The following is a 15,681-nucleotide window of genomic DNA, read 5'->3' as shown; positions in this document are numbered from 1 at the left end:
TTCTCTTCGTTGTACTGAGGCAGATCTATCTCCAGTATTGCCGAGAGTTTTTTTTGGAGTTCAACAACAAGCTCTGTTTTCCTGAGCTTTTTCTCTGTTTGCTCCAGTTTTCGCTTTAATGCAGCAAGCCGCTCGACAATTATTGACCTCGGTAAGAATTACTTAAAGATCAATAGCTTTTCATATCTTTTATTTGGGGCAAATCGAAACCACCCGAAAAGAAAGGCCGTGGCGCACCAGAAGGCAACAAGAATCGCCTCACGCATGGCATCTTTGCAGACCGCATTCTTGATGCAGAGGAAAAGGTCATGTTCAATACGCTTATTGAGCAGCTCTGTGATGATTTTGTGTTCAACAAATCCAGTGACTTCATCCAGGTCGAGTTGATCGGAGTCTATTCGGTAAAGCTGGTCCGTGCGCAGATGGCCGGAGATGCAGACACATCAGAAAAACTCGACCGCATGATCCGCTGCCACATGAAGGATCTGAAGACCACCAAGATCGCCCGCGAGGGAGAGGAAACGCAGACACCGACAACCTCACCAGCCGAGTGGGCTGCAGCCCTGCTTGAGAAGGTCGCGGACAAGAAAACTGTCGATAAGCCGACCGACAACCGGAAAAAGCCGAAAAAGATTTCAGATAACACCAAACCGGAAGAGAAAGAAGATGGCGATTCTGCGGAGATTATGGCGGATTGACATGAAAACAATTTCAGATAATGCATGATCTTCTCACTTCTTGTCTGAAATATTTCCAAGCAAGAAGTGTGGCCGAATCAGGAACCTGTAAAGATACGACCAAGAACAATGGGACGCCGAATTCATGAATGATGACCATCCATCAGAACACAAGGGTGCGGTCGAGGACCGTGTGGTCATGTCCCTGACGCTGCCGGACAACTGTGCGCAAAGGTGCTCACGTAAGGGGCATCACTACTTATTCGATGGTGTCGCCTGTTTTGGGTTCAGGTCTTTTCTGGAAATCGTGTTCCGTAAGCCATTGCGCGAAATCATGCACCACCTTTATGTCGAGCAGGAAATGAGTGGTTTGGATATCCAGAAATTCTTCACCAGACTCTTTGGTTTTTTGATCAGTGATCGAGTCGTTCACACCATTATCGTGGAGACCGGCACTCCCGTCCGGGGTTACTCGGAACACAAAAGACTTGCCTGGAAGCAGGGCAAGATGGCTGGGGCAGCATCGAAAAGCCGCCATGCCCGTAAAGGAACCTTCATACTCGGATCACGAGCGGAAAAGGTAATTCGATATCTGCTTTGTGAGGCATTTCTCACTTTAAATGTGCCCTGGGATGTGATCATTGGCGACACGGTCCAGTATATCCATGAACGGTTCGAAATAGACATCCCGGTGGTCCTTGTTGCAAGAGAGTCCGGGTATTGTTGTCGCATTGCCGTCGAAGTCGACAGCGCATTTACCCATTCAAATAAGGTTGTGCGAGAAAGGGATATTCGCAAGGAGAATGCGCTTCGAAAGCAAGGCTGGCAGGTGGTCCGAATCAACGCGGACCGAATCCGCAACAAGAACCAGTTTGCCGAAGACGTTACTGATCTTGCTTTGGAGATCGAAAGAATCGGCAATGAGTATTTCGCCGATCTATGCAGTAGATCTGAATTGGCGGTGGTACAATGAGCTGCATTCCAGTTCTACAGTTTTTTGGCCCATTTTCGAATGAACACCGCAACATCTGCCTTGTCCAATTCGCTTTTAGCCACCGAGAGAACGAAATCGGCGAATTTCCCCTGCGGCACTGTGAAATCGTAACCGTTCAGAACAAGGAAAACAAGAGTGGCCACAGCTCCGACCCGCTTGTTTCCATCGATAAACGGATGGTTCTTCACGATATGAAAGAGGTAGGCAGCCGCCATTTCGTAGATATCAGTGTGGAGGTATTCGCCTCCAAAGGTGGCCGCTGGCATCCCGAGGGCCGACTTGAGCAACTCCAGATCACGGACACCGAGCGAACCACCATAACGGACTACTTGGTCTTGGTGGATTTCGAGAACTTCCGAAAGACTCAAAAACGTGAATTCAGCCATTGGTTATTCTGCCAGTTTCTTGAGCGCCTTAGCGTATTTCTGATTCACTTTGTCAAGTGCTGCCTTGAAAGCTGTCTGCCGATTGGCATCTTTGACCGGCGTAAGCACCAGCGCTTGCCCGTCCGTGGTAACATCGAACGGCGTGTCGGCCTCTGCTCCGATAAGGTCGAGAATCGGTTTTTCAATGATAAGCGCAAGACTATTTCCATGTTTTGTCAGTGTTTTCACCATAATGAACCTCCATTGTGGTTAATACTATGTATCTACAATGTACCACCAAAACACTACGAGAGTCAATACCTTTTTATTGGAGTATCAATTTTATAGCCGCTCGAGTGCCTCTTCGAGTCGTCCATCGACGAGGTGTGTATAGATCTGGGTCGTGGAAATATCGCGATGTCCCAGCGCTTTTTGCACGAGAAGAAGATCGTTCGTGGCGCTGTAAAGATGGGTCGCAAAGGTATGCCGCAATCCATGTGGCGTCAGGTGCTTATCAATTCCCGCCTTCTTCAGCCAATGCGCGAGACGGTTCGCGATCTGGCGCTCCGAAAGCCTGCTATTCCGGTTTGACAGGAAGAGCGCATCATAGCCGGAACTTTGCCGATTCCTTTCTTGTAAATATCTGCGTAAAAGAATCCGGAGGTCGGTCTTGAGGAATTTCACCTGGTATTGGTTTCCTTTGGCTTTGATACGGAGATGCTTCGCATCCAGTTCGATATCGTCGATATCGAGGTTGGCTACCTCCGCCAATCGGATTCCGGTGCCGAGGACAATTTCGAAGATTACCCTGTCCCGAAGATCCAAGGCGTTTGCACAGCTTTTTAGTTCTTTGAGAAGTGTTTTTCTCTCCTGCGCCGTGAGAAACCGGGGAGGCTTCCGGGATAACCTGTGCATCTTGATGATGCGCGCCGGGTTTTCGCCGATAAATCCACTTTCGACTGCCCACCCGAAGAATGCCCGGACCGCCGCCTTGAGTCGGTGGATTGTCGCACTCGACCGGAAATTTCCCTTCGAAAGGGTTACTGTATCGGATGACATGACTCGATCCAGAACAGTTCTATCGATACTTGAAAGGCTATTCTGTCCAGTCAACGTCATCGCAACGTTTGCCACCAGCGCGATATCACGCTGGTATGCGGCGATAGTAGCACCGGCCTTGCTTTCCGCCGAAAGATGGGCACAGAAGGCCGCAAGCGCGGCCTCTGTGGTTACAGGTGTAGCGCGGTCGACAGTGCTGCTACTGGTCATCGTTCCCCTCGTCTTTCGTTTTGCTGTACCCCATTGGCGTGTTCTTCGGCAATGGCAGTTCCGTGATAATGCTCATGTTTCTTGCCCACACCATCATCATTCGGAAGACTCTCATGGTCTTGGTGATCGTTCGCTCTGCCCGGTCTTTGCCATCTGGTGTTTTGAGCAATATTTGTGATTTGTAGAATTTTCCTACTTGTGGTACCCTGATTTCGCAGACAGGACGTTCTCCGCCGAAGAAGGCTTCGACAATATCGAGGTCTTTCCGGTATGTATAAAGTGTCCGGTTTTTCTTACCGGTGTCACGCAGGTGTTCGATAAAGAGTTGTGCTGTGCGGGTGAGGGTAGTGCTTTCCATGATGATAATTTCCTTTGTAGAAAGTGATTACTTTTCGACTGTCAATTCATCGAGTATTTCGAAGAACCTGCTGGTCAGGAGTCGGAAATGTTCAAGCTCGGTTACTGCTTTCGTCGAAATATCATGATCGAGCAATTGCGCCATTTTCGCTTTTACAAATGTAAGTCGGCCAAAAATTTCAACACATGTTTCCATGTATGCCGACCTGAGTTCTTCCTGTTCCGGCACATCCGGCTGTTGTTCGTTCATTGGGATTTCTCCTTTCATTATGTACCTCCTGAGTTCTATTACAATGGACCGGTTCTTTTTTGTCATGTTAATGTAGCAAACATCTTCTGGTATATCAAGTCATTCGAAATCATTTAGCGGATAGGGTCACGATGATTACCAGAAACGAACAGATGCTTGCGAAAACACTTCTCGACCCGGTGCAGTGGGGTCAGGCATATCTGCGCAACCGGGATGGCAAAGAACGCCTCTACTGGCCTCATCAGATCGATGATCTTCGGGCACCGGAACACAATATCATTCATCTGGACGGAAGAGATTGTGGAAAGTCGATATCGATTTCCACCGATGCGCTGCACTTTTCGTTTATAACTCGCGGGGGCCAAGGGCTGATCGCGGCACCGCACCAAGGGCATCTCGATACACTTATCGAGGAGATCGAATTCCAGCTCGACAACAACCCGGACCTGATGAACAGTATCGCGCTGACCAAGTATGGAAAACCGAAGATCCACCGAAAGCCTTATTTCCGCATCGAATTCACCAATGGCTCGATCATCTATTTCAGACCGGCTGGGGCTTATGGTGATGCATTCCGCTCGCTGCATGTGGACCGGATCTGGGTCGATGAGGGTGCATGGCTGTCGGAAAAGGCATGGAAAGCGCTCCGGCAGTGTCTTAAAGCCGGTGGCCGCTTACGGATCTATTCGACACCAAACGGCTTGCGTGACACGACATATTATCGACTCACCCTTTCGGAACAATTCAGGGTCTTTCGGTGGCCGTCCTGGCTGAACCCCAACTGGACACCTCAGCGCGAAGCGGAGCTTATCGAATTTTATGGCGGGAAAGACAGCTCCGGGTGGCAGCATGAAGTTGCAGGAGAGCATGGAAAACCTTCATACGGCGCATTCAATATCGAACAGTTCAACCTGTGCCGTCAGGATGTGTTCGAGTACCGCAAGATAGTCATCACTGATTCGGAACTGCGGGACTGTGACAGTGAAGAGAGTTCTTACGATCGATTAGAAATGCTGCTCAATCTCACGCCACAGACGGGAATGTTCTGGCTGGGCGGCGACCTTGGCTACACGAACGATCCGACCGAACTGGTGCTTTTTCAGGAACACGAAATCGGTGACAGGCAGGTCAAGCGCCTGGTTCTTCGCATCCATCTCGAACACGTTTCTTACCCACATATCGCCCAGATCATCGCTCTTCTCGACCGATATTACACTCCTGCCGGGATCGGCGTGGACAATGGCGGGAACGGGTTGTCGGTGGTTCAGGAGTTGTTAACACTCGACAAGTACAAAGAACTCGATCTCGATGGCCGTTTGAAAGGGTATGATTTCGGAGGCATGACACGGTTGGCGGTCCGGGATGGGCGGGATGTCAAGAAACGCACCAAGGAACTTATGACCAGTCTGATCAATGGTGCGATGCAGCGCAAACAGATCGTTTTTCCTGCCGAAGATGTCGAGATCGAAGACCAGTTTACGACACATACCTACACGTTGCGGGATGGCCTCGTCATCTATTCCAAGGGCAATGACCACATCATTGATGCGATTCGGTGTGCTGTTCTCATTCGGGAGGAACGAAATATTGGCGTGACCGACGAGCAGTTAGTTTCGCTCAAGCCGCTGACAACCGAGCCTGTGTTTATCTGAACGATAATTTAATTATAGGCGAAGCATGCATTATTTTTCAGGCTTGTCTGTATAGCTTGGAAGGGGCAAAGCCGGATTGTGACCGCAAGCACTGGTGCGCGAAAGACGCAATGGAATGATACATTCGAACGGGTGGAAGAATTCTTCGAGCAGCACGGGAAAATGCCCAGGTCGACTTGTAAGGACCATGATGAAGCATTTCTTGGAAAATGGCTGACCCGGCAAAGAAGAAAACATACGGCAGGAAGGTTATCCCCTGATCGGAATAAGCGGCTTATTGATATCGGTGCGCTTGTCCCAAACAATGAACCGGAATTCATGGAAAAGCTTGAAGCATGTGCTGCGTTTATCGAAAAGAATGGACGCACTCCGAGTTCGACCGCTAACGACCTGGCAGAGAAAGGTCTTTATTATTGGCGGGCTGGAGGTAGTGTATCTTTATTTCTGTAAATTTAATTTCAATTCTTTGAATTATCGGGAGTTGATTTTCTCCTAAGGATAGAAGACCTCCCCTAGAGCATTATTCTAGGGGAGAGGACGGCAGACAGTAGTTTCCTTTCTTAACGATTACACTTAAAAGAGAAAGGGGCTGATCTGTGGACGTCCAATCTGAATCTACATTTTTAACAGAGGTGGTGGGTATTCTTAATGAGCATGGCTTTGATGGTGTATCCCGTTGTGTTGAGATCCTGATCAATGAGGCTATGCGTATTGAAAGAAATAATGCACTGAAAGCCGGTCCTTATGAACGTAGTGAAAACCGGAAGGGTTATGCAAACGGATTTAAGCCAAAGACAGTCAGGAGCCGTATAGGAAACCTTACATTTGAAGTTCCGCAGGTTCGTGGCGATGTGTCATTTTATCCCTCTGCACTTGAACGTGGCATTCGAAGTGAGCGGGCACTCAAAGTTGCTATAGGAGAAATGTATGTTAATGGCATATCAACCAGAAGAGTCACTAAAGTTGTTGAGGAAATGTGTGGATTACAGATCAGTAGCAGCGATGTCAGCCGAGCTTCGGCATTGCTTGATGAGGAGCTGAATAAGTGGAGAAACAGACCTCTGGGAACAATAAAATACCTCATACTTGATGCCCGTTATGAAAAGGTACGAATTGACGGTTCTGTTGTTTCTGCTGCAGTTCTTATTGCTACCGGTGTGCAGCCTGATGGCCATCGCTCGGTACTGGGAGTCAGCGTCTCCCTTTCGGAAGCCGAAGTACATTGGCGTAGCTTTCTGACAAGCCTTATGGAGCGAGGTATGCATGGAGTAGTCTGTGTCACTGCCGATGATCACAGCGGCCTCACAGCAGCCCTGAATGCAGTTTTGCCAGGGGTAAAAAGGCAAAGGTGTCAATTTCATCTTCAGCAGAATGCCGGACATTATGTCCCTAAAGTAAGCATGCGGGAAGAAGTTGCCGCTTCGATACGAGCAGTGTTTAATGCACCGGATAAAACTGAAGCAAATCGGTTGTTGCAGCAAGCAATAGTTAAATACAAAAAGAAAGCTTCTCAATTGGCAGAATGGATGGATATCAATATTCCTCAAGGCCTGACTGTATTTGATTTGCCTGAAAAGGTCCGTAAAAAGCTAAGGACAACTAATGGTGTCGAACGGTTAAACAGAGAATTAGCCAGGAGGACAAAGATTGCTGGTTTGTTCCCTAATACCGATTCATTGTTGCGTTTATCATCTGCATTACTAATGGAAATCTCAGAGGAGTGGGAGACTGGTAAGGCTTATATAAAACTGTAACTAACAGGGGCTACTGTCATGTCAAATTTACAGAAAAATTGTTGCTTTATCGGGCTGGACAGCTTATTTTGAAGATGATCTTGATGATTCAACTAATGCTGCGCCAGGTCTAAAATCATTTCTCGATATTATGGCAGTCTGGTGCACAAGTGTCGTGAACTCATAGCAGCTGATACCGGTTTTGTTCTGGTTGAGGAAAGATACCAGTCTGAAACTTTTAAAACACTAAATTTCCCCTTAGATGTAAATATTTCCTTTATTAAACTTACTTATTTTGGATTTGGAGCTAACTTTCATGCTAACCTCAATAAAGAATTTCAGGACTTTGCATTATCATTCGCACTGTTTTTTGGGAAATTGAGATAAACCATAATGCAGCATACTATCTTGGAGTAAACTATGAAATTTCGTTACCTGTTATATTGTGCTTTGTTTGGCTATGTATTCATTGTCAGTAGTAATGCTTGTGCACTGGAATTTTCAGCTGGTTTGAAGGGTGGTATAAATCTTGCAAAATTTTACGGGGCCAGAAAACTGGAAATAATTGTTGGTCATTACGACCCATATAAAAATCAAGTGATGAAGCCCGGTTCCATGGCTGGTGCTGTTTTACAATTTAAAGTATCCGATAAGTTCGCCCTTCAACCTGAACTTCTATTCTCTTCAAGAGGACAAAAAATAAGCGATGGTACTGACTGGAAAACTCTCATTTTAAATTATATTGAAGTACCTATATTGACACAGTTCCTCATTCCTATTGGTGTTGTAACGCCTACTATTTATGCTGGGCCTTCACTTGCCTTCAAAATTGGAAAAGTAAATAGAATCGGTAAAACCGGCGGAATAGAAAACAATATGGATGATAATGAACGTGAAATATTTGACAAATATTATAACAAATTTGATTTAGGAATTGCCGTAGGGGGTTCAGTTGGAACCAAAGTCGGTCCAGGCAGTTTAATAGCTGATTTTCGTTATACCCTTGGATTACTGTACATCGAGAAACTAACCAGTGATCTCGAATCACAGGGTATTACTAAAGAAGATTTTTCAAAACACAGCGTCTTTACATTTGGATTGGGTTATCTTTTTGCATTCTGATTTGATGATTTTTCAATTTAAACACTTTGATTTCTATATCAAAATGAGGAATGCACCTTAAAAACTCCAATCTAAAGAACAAAGGAATCAGGAACGCGGCGACGAGAACAAAGACGCAAGAAGGCCGGTTTACAGACAACCAACAAACGCATGGCGGTTCCGGGCTCAAAGCAGCCCTCCACCCAAATGCCCGCTTGGACAAGGGGTAGGCCGGAATACCGTTCCATCAAGCTCCCAAAGCACCGCTTGACTGATCGGTAATCAGGCATTTTTATTAGGCGGGCACTTCGCCATGCGTCGAACGTTAGGCAAAATTTGGTCACCCCAAGAAAAGACACCGCGCAGGAAAAAGACAAAATTCGAACTGAACATTCAATAAAAAGGCGGGCTGGAAGAGAAAAACGAAAGGCAGAAAACCGGCGCGCTTCAAGACAAGCCGCACATCCTGTTCGGCCAAATCATAACCCTACCCCAAATCACTTCTGCAATTTTAGCGGAAGTTCAAGACCATTACTTTCAAGAAGAAGTTGATTACTAAGAATTTCTTCCGTTTTTCCATATGCAACTATTTTACCAGTAGACATAAGAGCAACCAATTTACAAGTTTCAAAAATGAAATCGAGGTCATGCGATACTGTAATTCGAGTTGCACTAAGTGCATTAACGAGATTAATCAGTTTTCGGCGATTCCGTGGATCTAAGTCAGATGTCGGCTCATCCATTACAATAACATCGGGTTTCATCACCAGTACAGTCGCAAATGCCGCGAACCGTTTCTGTCCATGCGAAATATGGGCAGGCGATTTGTCCCGAAGTTCCCAAAGGTTCAGTTCCTTCATGGTTGTCTCGACCCTTTTCTGCAATTCGCTAATCTCAACGCCAAGGTTTTCTGGGCCGAATGCGACATCATCGTACAGGCGAGCACTGAATAGCTGGTCATCGGGATTCTGAAAGACTACTCCGACAATGCGCCGGATGTTCTCTTGTGTCTTCTTTGACAGAACCTCACCGGCTATTTTTATCGTTCCATTTTGCGGCAGATAATATCCGTTAAGATGGTTCACAAGTGTTGATTTTCCAGCTCCATTAGCGCCTACAATACCTACAGATTCACCATCGGCAATATTCAGGCTAATGCCATCCAGAGCCATTGTCCCGTCTAAGTATGTAAACCTCAAATCATCTATCTCAACATTTGCCATTTTAAGCATTCCTCAATTCAGAAAATGACCCGTATGAGCGTAAAGACCAGTAGCGCAGCACAGGTTAATACGACTTCATCTATTCTGATTTTATCTATTTTCTTCTTGGTCAACTCACCGTTGAAACCCCGGGCAATCATTCCTCGGTAGATTCTTTCTGCCTTATTATTTGTTCGCAGCAGCAAGGAACCAATCAGTTTTGCAGTAGTGAAAAGGTCTTTGCCCTTTTTACCAAATGACCTCAAGTTGCGGGCTTTCTGCATTGCCATTGCTTCTTCAACAAGGAGAAAACTGTATCGGTAAAGGAGAACCAATTGTGTTACAAAGACATTCGGGACACGGAAATCGCGCAATATCTCACAGATGCGATAGAAGGGAACGCACAGAGTAAATGCCAAAACTGCCGAAATGGTGACCAGACTTTTTATGAGAATAACAGTGCCAGATACTATTCCCGAGCTAATCACCATTGTGTTTATTTTAATGTATGGATGAGTATCCAGTAATGGATTAGCCGCAGCCATTATAAGAACGAACGGTGATATGAGAGCCAATCGCTTCAAGATAGGTGCAATCGGCAAACGACCGGCAGTTATCAGCATTACAGGAAAAACCGCATAGATGATTCCCGCGGTGATATCATGCTTGTTTACAGAAATTACAAAGAAGACAAATAGCAGCAGGATAATAAGTGCTGCCCTGTGATTTCTCCAATTAACAAAGAAGGCCGGGGCATAAGTACCCCGGCCTGCCAAGTGAATATAGGCTAATCGGGCACTTTGCTTCATGCACTTGTTTGGGGCTTTGCGCCCCTACCCCGAAGAATGAAACCTATAGTACCAGCCATAAAAAGCACTAAGAAACTGCCAACAACGCCAGCCACGCTTGTTCCAGGGCAGACCGGTGAAGCGGGCTCCGCCTTTTCTTGCGCATGTTCCGTTGCCGCTGTCTCTGTAGCCTTGAATGAGTAATCGGGCAGGAAAGCAAATTTTTCCTGAATGGAGCCAAGTACATCGTGAACTTTGTTGCCGGCTCTTTCAAATTCTTCTGTGCCGGTGACTTTTGACATTGACCATTCGAGCCCATCAGGACTTGATGAGGCAAACCAAGCGAATATGCCGCCAAACGCCAACGCGGCGACCGCAAACGCCGCAATAATGAGGCGAGGGGGCTTGACCGCATTTGCCGGAACAAGCAGCGCAGGTTCGGTACGGGCAACAAAAGCAAGAACTGCCCAAACCACCAAACCTTCGACAATTCCTATTGCAAAATGAATTGGTAGCATGACAAGGACGAAGGTGCCAAATGGTAGCTCAGAAATGCCGGAAAGAAGCGTCTGGACGACAACAGAAAATGCGCCCATGAGCAAACCGGCATCCGCTGCGACAATGCTTGCTGCTGCAAGTTTTCCAGGAGATTGTTTATTTCCTATGATTAATTTGTAAATGAACGGATAGGCTATAAATGCGGGAAAGAAACCAAGGTTGAAAATATTGCAGCCAAGCGCAAGGATTCCCCCGTCTGCGAAAAACAGACATTGAATTGTCAAGACGGAAGCAATTGCAATAAAGGCGCGATAAGGACCAAGCAATGCAGTGAGAAGCAAACCGCCCCCGATGTGTCCGCTTGAACCAGTTCCCGGTATGCTGAAGTTTATCATTTGTGCAGCGAACACAAATGCACCCAGAACACCCATGAGTGGGGTTTTTGAATTGTCTTTTTCTTCTGCAATCTTCTTAGCTGAGTATCCAATTAAGGCACCGCTGGCAATCCAGAAAGCGCCACCAACTACTGGCGAAATCAACGCATCTGCCATGTGCATAGTTATTCTCCCTTCTTTTCATCTGTTTTGATGACAGGAAACGCGAACGTCAATCCAGCAGTAGCTGAAAGCGTCATTTCCTTTTCAAAATTTCCGTTTATCCCAGCATCAACGGTACACCAGTCGCACAAACAGAAATTGCAGCCCGCTTGCCAAAGATCAAGGCCTTCGTGGGTACCCCCAATTTCAGCACCAGCGCAGAACTTTTCACCATCGAAATGGCAACACAATCCATAAGTGAGGTCGGCGTCGTTGGTGTCGGCAGTGGCAGTCATGCCAAGGTTCAAGTCACACCCTACGGGCCCAAACCCTTTTGACAATATACCATTGATACCATATGCTTTGTCGCCAAAGCTGCCACTTGCTGATAGTGCAAATAGGCCAGGAATCAATCCAAACTTCAACCCGATTTCAGCGCCCTCAAATCCGCGTTCTGCGTCAGGCAATGGCTTGTAACCGAATCCTATTCCAACATCCATTCTGTCGGTCACGCCATGCTTCAGCCCGATTCCTGCCGCTGCCGCATCTTTCCAGAAATCGCATCCGGTTTCGAGTTCAAATGTGCCTTGCGTGACTGTTCCGGCATCGTCTGTGGCAAATGGTCTAGCCGCCATTACCGGTGAAAAACCAACTTGTACCATGAAGGAAAAAAGGCCGACATACACAAAATTCCGAACCATTCTCCTGCCTCCTCTGCTGAAATGTGGCATGATAATATATTTCGTGCTACACAGGAAGGCAAGAAAGCATCTATCGAATCTATTTGCTGTACATATCTTCTTATTCTGTATCTTCTCCTGATGCAGATATGCTAAGGCTCAGGTGTTTGACACCAACGAGTGCCTTGAGACTCGTAGAAAGTCGCTCAACGTCTCTCGCCTTTCCTCTGACAGCGATGACTTCCAGACATCTCGATGCGATTAGGCATGTGATAACAAGGTGTGCCGATTCCGTTTTCGAAATGGAAGGTAGTTGCATTAAAACCACCCTTCAATATGAAGTTTTGCAGGCACTTTCATATTATCATGCTGGAGATCCAATTCTAGAAGATGAATTGAGTGCTGCATTTAATGCCGCTGCATACAGAAATGATACTGCGACTGTCAGGGACTATTTCGACAGAGTCTATGAATGGATGTACAAAAACTACAGAGTCAAACCCGAAAAAACACCACCTGTTCTTTTTTTTCAGCAACCCTGCATTCGTTAAGGTCAACCAGGGTAACTTGTGCTTAGGCTATCGCTATCTGCTTCCAATAAAAATACGCATGCCAAGATATGCGCCAAATCGTAACCCAGCCTCAAAATCCACATCAGATGCATAATACCCATAGGGTGAGAACTGTGCATCAGCAAAAAGTTCGAGATGGCGTATGACTCTATACCCTGCCCCTGCAACTATCCATGGAACTATCGAAGTTCCTTCGGCAACGATAATATCGTCACCAACGGCGGTGGGCTTCCGCTCATCGTAAACAAACGATACTTCGATTGCTGGGCTATTTGTATAGTTAAGTCTTTCAGAAAATGCACCTGCCAAAAGATCGTTCCCTGGCCACCAAGAGAATAATCTCGTAACTTTACCTCACTACCAGCGACTCGATATGGTTCAGATGTTTTTAGTCTCCCAATCGCTTCAATACGACCGATCCATGCCGGAAAAGTATTGAAGGTCAATCCGAGTGCCGCACCATCACCAGCTCGAAGCGTTATGGCTGTTTCTGGCCGAGCTTCAGTTCGGCCTAAGATTGTGAACACGAGGATTGTTATTAACATAAATGCTGTAAGAATGTTATTTTTCATTGTAAATTCCATTTTTTGTGTTGCTTAATTTCACAAATACTCAACTACATAGTTACGAAAAGAATTGTATGTTAAAATAGATAGAGTGTACCTTAAATCAATTCTTCTCTGTATAAAACAGTGTTAAACGCAAACAAGAAAAGAAGGATGGGTGGGGGCGGAAAATAAGATCGGCTCAGTCAACGGCAGCTAACAGGCCAAGGCCAAAAATTTGCAAAGTTGATATATGGTATATTATGATATTATAGTTGCAAATCTTCGGCCGTTGGCCGGGACGTTGGTACGCATACAAAGTAAAGTCGTGAAAGAAAGTATGATTTAATGAAAGGTAATAATTTTTACAGATTATGAAAGCATTAAACAAAACAACCTTATTCCTAATCTTGGTCTTTTCAATCAGTTTTTCAGTTGCTGGCATTTATGAATTATTGGGCGGTACAGGTATCGGGACCATTGGTTTTACCTTTTTGGGTGCGGCATATATGTTTTTCCCAACCATCTGTGTGCTAATTGTTGAAAAAATTGTACATAAAGAAAAAATCAAAAACCGATTACTTTTATCGTTCAAACTGAACCGATGGTTTTTAGTGGCCTGGCTGTTTATGCCAGTGGTATCTTTTGCTACATTAGGAATTAGCCTTTTATTCCCAGGGATTAATTATAATCATGAAATGACTGGTTTGCTCGAACGCCTGGCAGTAATTCTGCCACCTGAAGAAATTGAGAAAGCAAAACTATCATTACAAACCTTACCAATTAGTTACCTTTGGATCGTATTGATTCAAGGTCTATTTGCTGGTATTACCATAAACGCACTGTTTGCCTTTGGCGAAGAACTTGGCTGGCGTGGTTTTTTATTGAGGCAATTTCAGCATATGTCTTTTTTAAAAGCTTCGCTGATTATCGGTTCTATATGGGGTATATGGCATACACCTTTGATTCTGATGGGGCATAATTACCCTCAACATCCACAAATTGGTGTTTTAGTGATGGTGATGTTCTGTATTTTGATAACACCATTCCATCTGTATATCACCATAAAAGGAAAATCGGTGATTGCTGCGGCAATTTTGCATGGAACAATGAATGCTACAGTGGCAATTTCAATTATTGGAATATCGGGTGGAAATGATTTAACTTCGGGAATTACAGGTTTACCCGGATTTATTGTCTTGTGTGTTTTTATGATCATTTTATTTTTCTATGACAGATTTTTTGGCAAAGACAAAATATTAACGAATCAGATAGGTAAATTTCTTTAGAACCTTTGGTGATGATTAAATGGATAAAAATGTACGACGGCACAACAATTAGTAAAAAGGAGACAGACTTGTTAAGTAAAATTTTTCTGCAAATTACAAATTAGCCATATGCTTTGCTGAAAACAAAACTGCTCTTTGGAGTTGACGAGATGCTGTATTTCTGATATTTTCCTCTAAATCAGAGACAGGTATGGATAGTGCATACTCTCTGCCTAGAAGCCAAGCCGGGCCCGATTTTGCAATCCTGGCAACAGCCCAGGAAGTTTTTGTACCCATTAATCGCGCAGCTTCGATTGCATTGATAAGATAGTTTTGAAGTCAATTCCATAACCGAGAATCCATTTCTTTCTAGCCTCAATACATTCTATAATAGTTGGATGAATTGATTTTCCGGATTCTAGATCTGCTGTGACGTAAATCATCGCAATATCACAAAGCCAGTTCCATAAAATTGATTCGATAAAATCATCCATAATGTTTTACGGTTGCGACCACAAAACTTATCCGAATCAATTTGGATGTCACCCTATACAATTACACGGCAACAAATACTTCCAGATGCATAACGTAAAGCATCTATCAAATGTTCGGAAGCATGAAGACTACATTTCCATAATTCCGGGTTACATTCAATTGATAGTGTTTCACCGGCTCGGACTTCTCGACCATCACCGTGCCCCAGCGTTCTATCATCAGAAAGAAAGTGCCATCCAATTTTGAAATCAATTCCCATATTTAGAGCGATTCTGAAAGGTTTTTAACACTATTTTCAAGAATATTAAATGTCTTTACACAACCTATCTGTATTAAACACGCGTCAGCATCGATCATATCCTGAATAGTATTATAAATTTTCCGACGATATAAATCTTCATGAGACATAGAAAGAGGTGTTCCATACCCACTAAGTAATTCAGCTGTGATCAGTTCTGAAGTTCCAAAATCATATCCAGGATCTCCGAAAAAAGCTCTATCAATGTCGATAAGAGCACTTATATCCTTCTTCTCACTGTCATTACTAATTAATATATTACCGTTATGCAGATGTAAGCATTCGGTAAACCCCGTATTTTAATCTAATTCTGGAAAAACCATATTTCTGTCAAAAAAGGAGAAATATGGAACTAACAGACGAAATGCTTATCCCCACATTTAAGGCCAGCGGGCTGACCC

Annotated in this window: 18 protein-coding genes and 1 pseudogene; 8 read left to right on the top strand and 11 right to left on the bottom strand. The window is 44.9% G+C overall.

The window, feature by feature from the left end:
• Nucleotides 1-182: 182 nt before the first annotated feature.
• Together GX089_01940 and GX089_01935 are read left to right on the top strand one after the other, a co-directional pair.
• A pseudogene (locus GX089_01940) lies at nt 183-584 on the top strand (hypothetical protein).
• A 238-nt stretch (nt 585-822) separates the two neighbouring features.
• Nucleotides 823-1,650 (top strand): DUF559 domain-containing protein, encoded by an 828-nt coding sequence (locus tag GX089_01935; GenBank protein NLP01233.1) that lies wholly within the window; start codon nt 823-825, stop codon nt 1,648-1,650.
• Nucleotides 1,651-1,664: 14 nt separating this feature from the next.
• Here GX089_01935 and GX089_01930 read toward each other — a convergent pair whose 3' ends face one another.
• From GX089_01930 to GX089_01910, 5 genes are all read right to left on the bottom strand, one after another.
• A complete protein-coding gene (locus GX089_01930) occupies nt 1,665-2,057 on the bottom strand; it encodes a type II toxin-antitoxin system death-on-curing family toxin (protein NLP01232.1) in 393 nt (130 codons plus the stop codon).
• A 3-nt stretch (nt 2,058-2,060) separates the two neighbouring features.
• Nucleotides 2,061-2,288: an AbrB/MazE/SpoVT family DNA-binding domain-containing protein gene (locus tag GX089_01925; GenBank protein NLP01231.1), complete on the bottom strand. Its 228-nt coding sequence runs from the start codon at nt 2,286-2,288 to the stop codon at nt 2,061-2,063.
• A gap of 90 nt (nt 2,289-2,378) precedes the next feature.
• Complete coding sequence (locus GX089_01920; protein NLP01230.1) at nt 2,379-3,305, bottom strand: tyrosine-type recombinase/integrase; 927 nt, start codon at nt 3,303-3,305, stop codon at nt 2,379-2,381.
• On the bottom strand, nt 3,295-3,663 hold the full coding sequence (locus GX089_01915; protein NLP01229.1) for a hypothetical protein: 369 nt from the start codon (nt 3,661-3,663) through the stop codon (nt 3,295-3,297). The genes GX089_01920 and GX089_01915 overlap by 11 nt, the downstream gene beginning before the upstream one ends.
• Nucleotides 3,664-3,690: 27 nt before the next feature.
• Entirely contained in the window at nt 3,691-3,930 is a 240-nt protein-coding gene (locus tag GX089_01910; GenBank protein ID NLP01228.1) for a hypothetical protein, read from the bottom strand.
• Between the two features lie 113 nt (nt 3,931-4,043).
• Here GX089_01910 and GX089_01905 point away from each other — a divergent pair, with 113 nt between their 5' ends.
• The 4 genes from GX089_01905 (at nt 4,044) to GX089_01890 (ending at nt 8,419) form a co-directional block, all read left to right on the top strand.
• Nucleotides 4,044-5,564: a hypothetical protein gene (locus GX089_01905; GenBank protein NLP01227.1), complete on the top strand. Its 1,521-nt coding sequence runs from the start codon at nt 4,044-4,046 to the stop codon at nt 5,562-5,564.
• Nucleotides 5,565-5,642: 78 nt separating this feature from the next.
• Complete coding sequence (locus tag GX089_01900) at nt 5,643-6,014, top strand: hypothetical protein (protein ID NLP01226.1); 372 nt, start codon at nt 5,643-5,645, stop codon at nt 6,012-6,014.
• A 146-nt stretch (nt 6,015-6,160) separates the two neighbouring features.
• Entirely contained in the window at nt 6,161-7,318 is a 1,158-nt protein-coding gene (locus tag GX089_01895; protein NLP01225.1) for an IS256 family transposase, read from the top strand.
• 399 nt (nt 7,319-7,717) lie between these two features.
• A complete protein-coding gene (locus GX089_01890) occupies nt 7,718-8,419 on the top strand; it encodes a PorT family protein (protein ID NLP01224.1) in 702 nt (233 codons plus the stop codon).
• 476 nt (nt 8,420-8,895) lie between these two features.
• On the opposite strand, the gene GX089_01885 is transcribed toward GX089_01890, so the two are convergent.
• From GX089_01885 to GX089_01865, 5 genes are all read right to left on the bottom strand, one after another.
• Complete coding sequence (locus tag GX089_01885; GenBank protein NLP01223.1) at nt 8,896-9,621, bottom strand: ATP-binding cassette domain-containing protein; 726 nt, start codon at nt 9,619-9,621, stop codon at nt 8,896-8,898.
• A 17-nt stretch (nt 9,622-9,638) separates the two neighbouring features.
• Nucleotides 9,639-10,409, bottom strand: a complete 771-nt coding sequence (gene cbiQ, locus GX089_01880; protein NLP01222.1) for a cobalt ECF transporter T component CbiQ — start codon at nt 10,407-10,409, stop codon at nt 9,639-9,641.
• On the bottom strand, nt 10,406-11,443 hold the full coding sequence (locus tag GX089_01875; protein ID NLP01221.1) for a cobalamin biosynthesis protein CbiM: 1,038 nt from the start codon (nt 11,441-11,443) through the stop codon (nt 10,406-10,408). The genes cbiQ and GX089_01875 overlap by 4 nt, the downstream gene beginning before the upstream one ends.
• 2 nt (nt 11,444-11,445) lie before the next feature.
• Complete coding sequence (locus GX089_01870; GenBank protein ID NLP01220.1) at nt 11,446-12,123, bottom strand: hypothetical protein; 678 nt, start codon at nt 12,121-12,123, stop codon at nt 11,446-11,448.
• Nucleotides 12,124-12,223: 100 nt separating this feature from the next.
• Entirely contained in the window at nt 12,224-12,421 is a 198-nt protein-coding gene (locus GX089_01865) for a hypothetical protein (GenBank protein NLP01219.1), read from the bottom strand.
• Between the two features lie 76 nt (nt 12,422-12,497).
• On the opposite strand from GX089_01865, the gene GX089_01860 reads away from it, so the two are divergent.
• On the top strand, nt 12,498-12,653 hold the full coding sequence (locus GX089_01860) for a hypothetical protein (protein NLP01218.1): 156 nt from the start codon (nt 12,498-12,500) through the stop codon (nt 12,651-12,653).
• 33 nt (nt 12,654-12,686) lie between these two features.
• Here the strand turns inward: GX089_01860 and GX089_01855 are convergent, their stop codons facing one another.
• Entirely contained in the window at nt 12,687-12,983 is a 297-nt protein-coding gene (locus GX089_01855) for a hypothetical protein (protein ID NLP01217.1), read from the bottom strand.
• A 610-nt stretch (nt 12,984-13,593) separates the two neighbouring features.
• Between GX089_01855 and GX089_01850 the strand changes: the two genes are divergently transcribed.
• The gene (locus tag GX089_01850) at nt 13,594-14,508 is read left to right on the top strand and encodes a CPBP family intramembrane metalloprotease (protein NLP01216.1); all 915 of its coding nucleotides are present in this window, start codon (nt 13,594-13,596) and stop codon (nt 14,506-14,508) included.
• Nucleotides 14,509-15,681 lie beyond the last annotated feature (1,173 nt).

Origin of the sequence: Fibrobacter sp. (assembly GCA_012523595.1) — a bacterium.
Classification (GTDB): domain Bacteria; phylum Fibrobacterota; class Chitinivibrionia; order Chitinivibrionales; family Chitinispirillaceae; genus JAAYIG01.
This window is presented reverse-complemented; position numbering and strand designations above follow the sequence as displayed.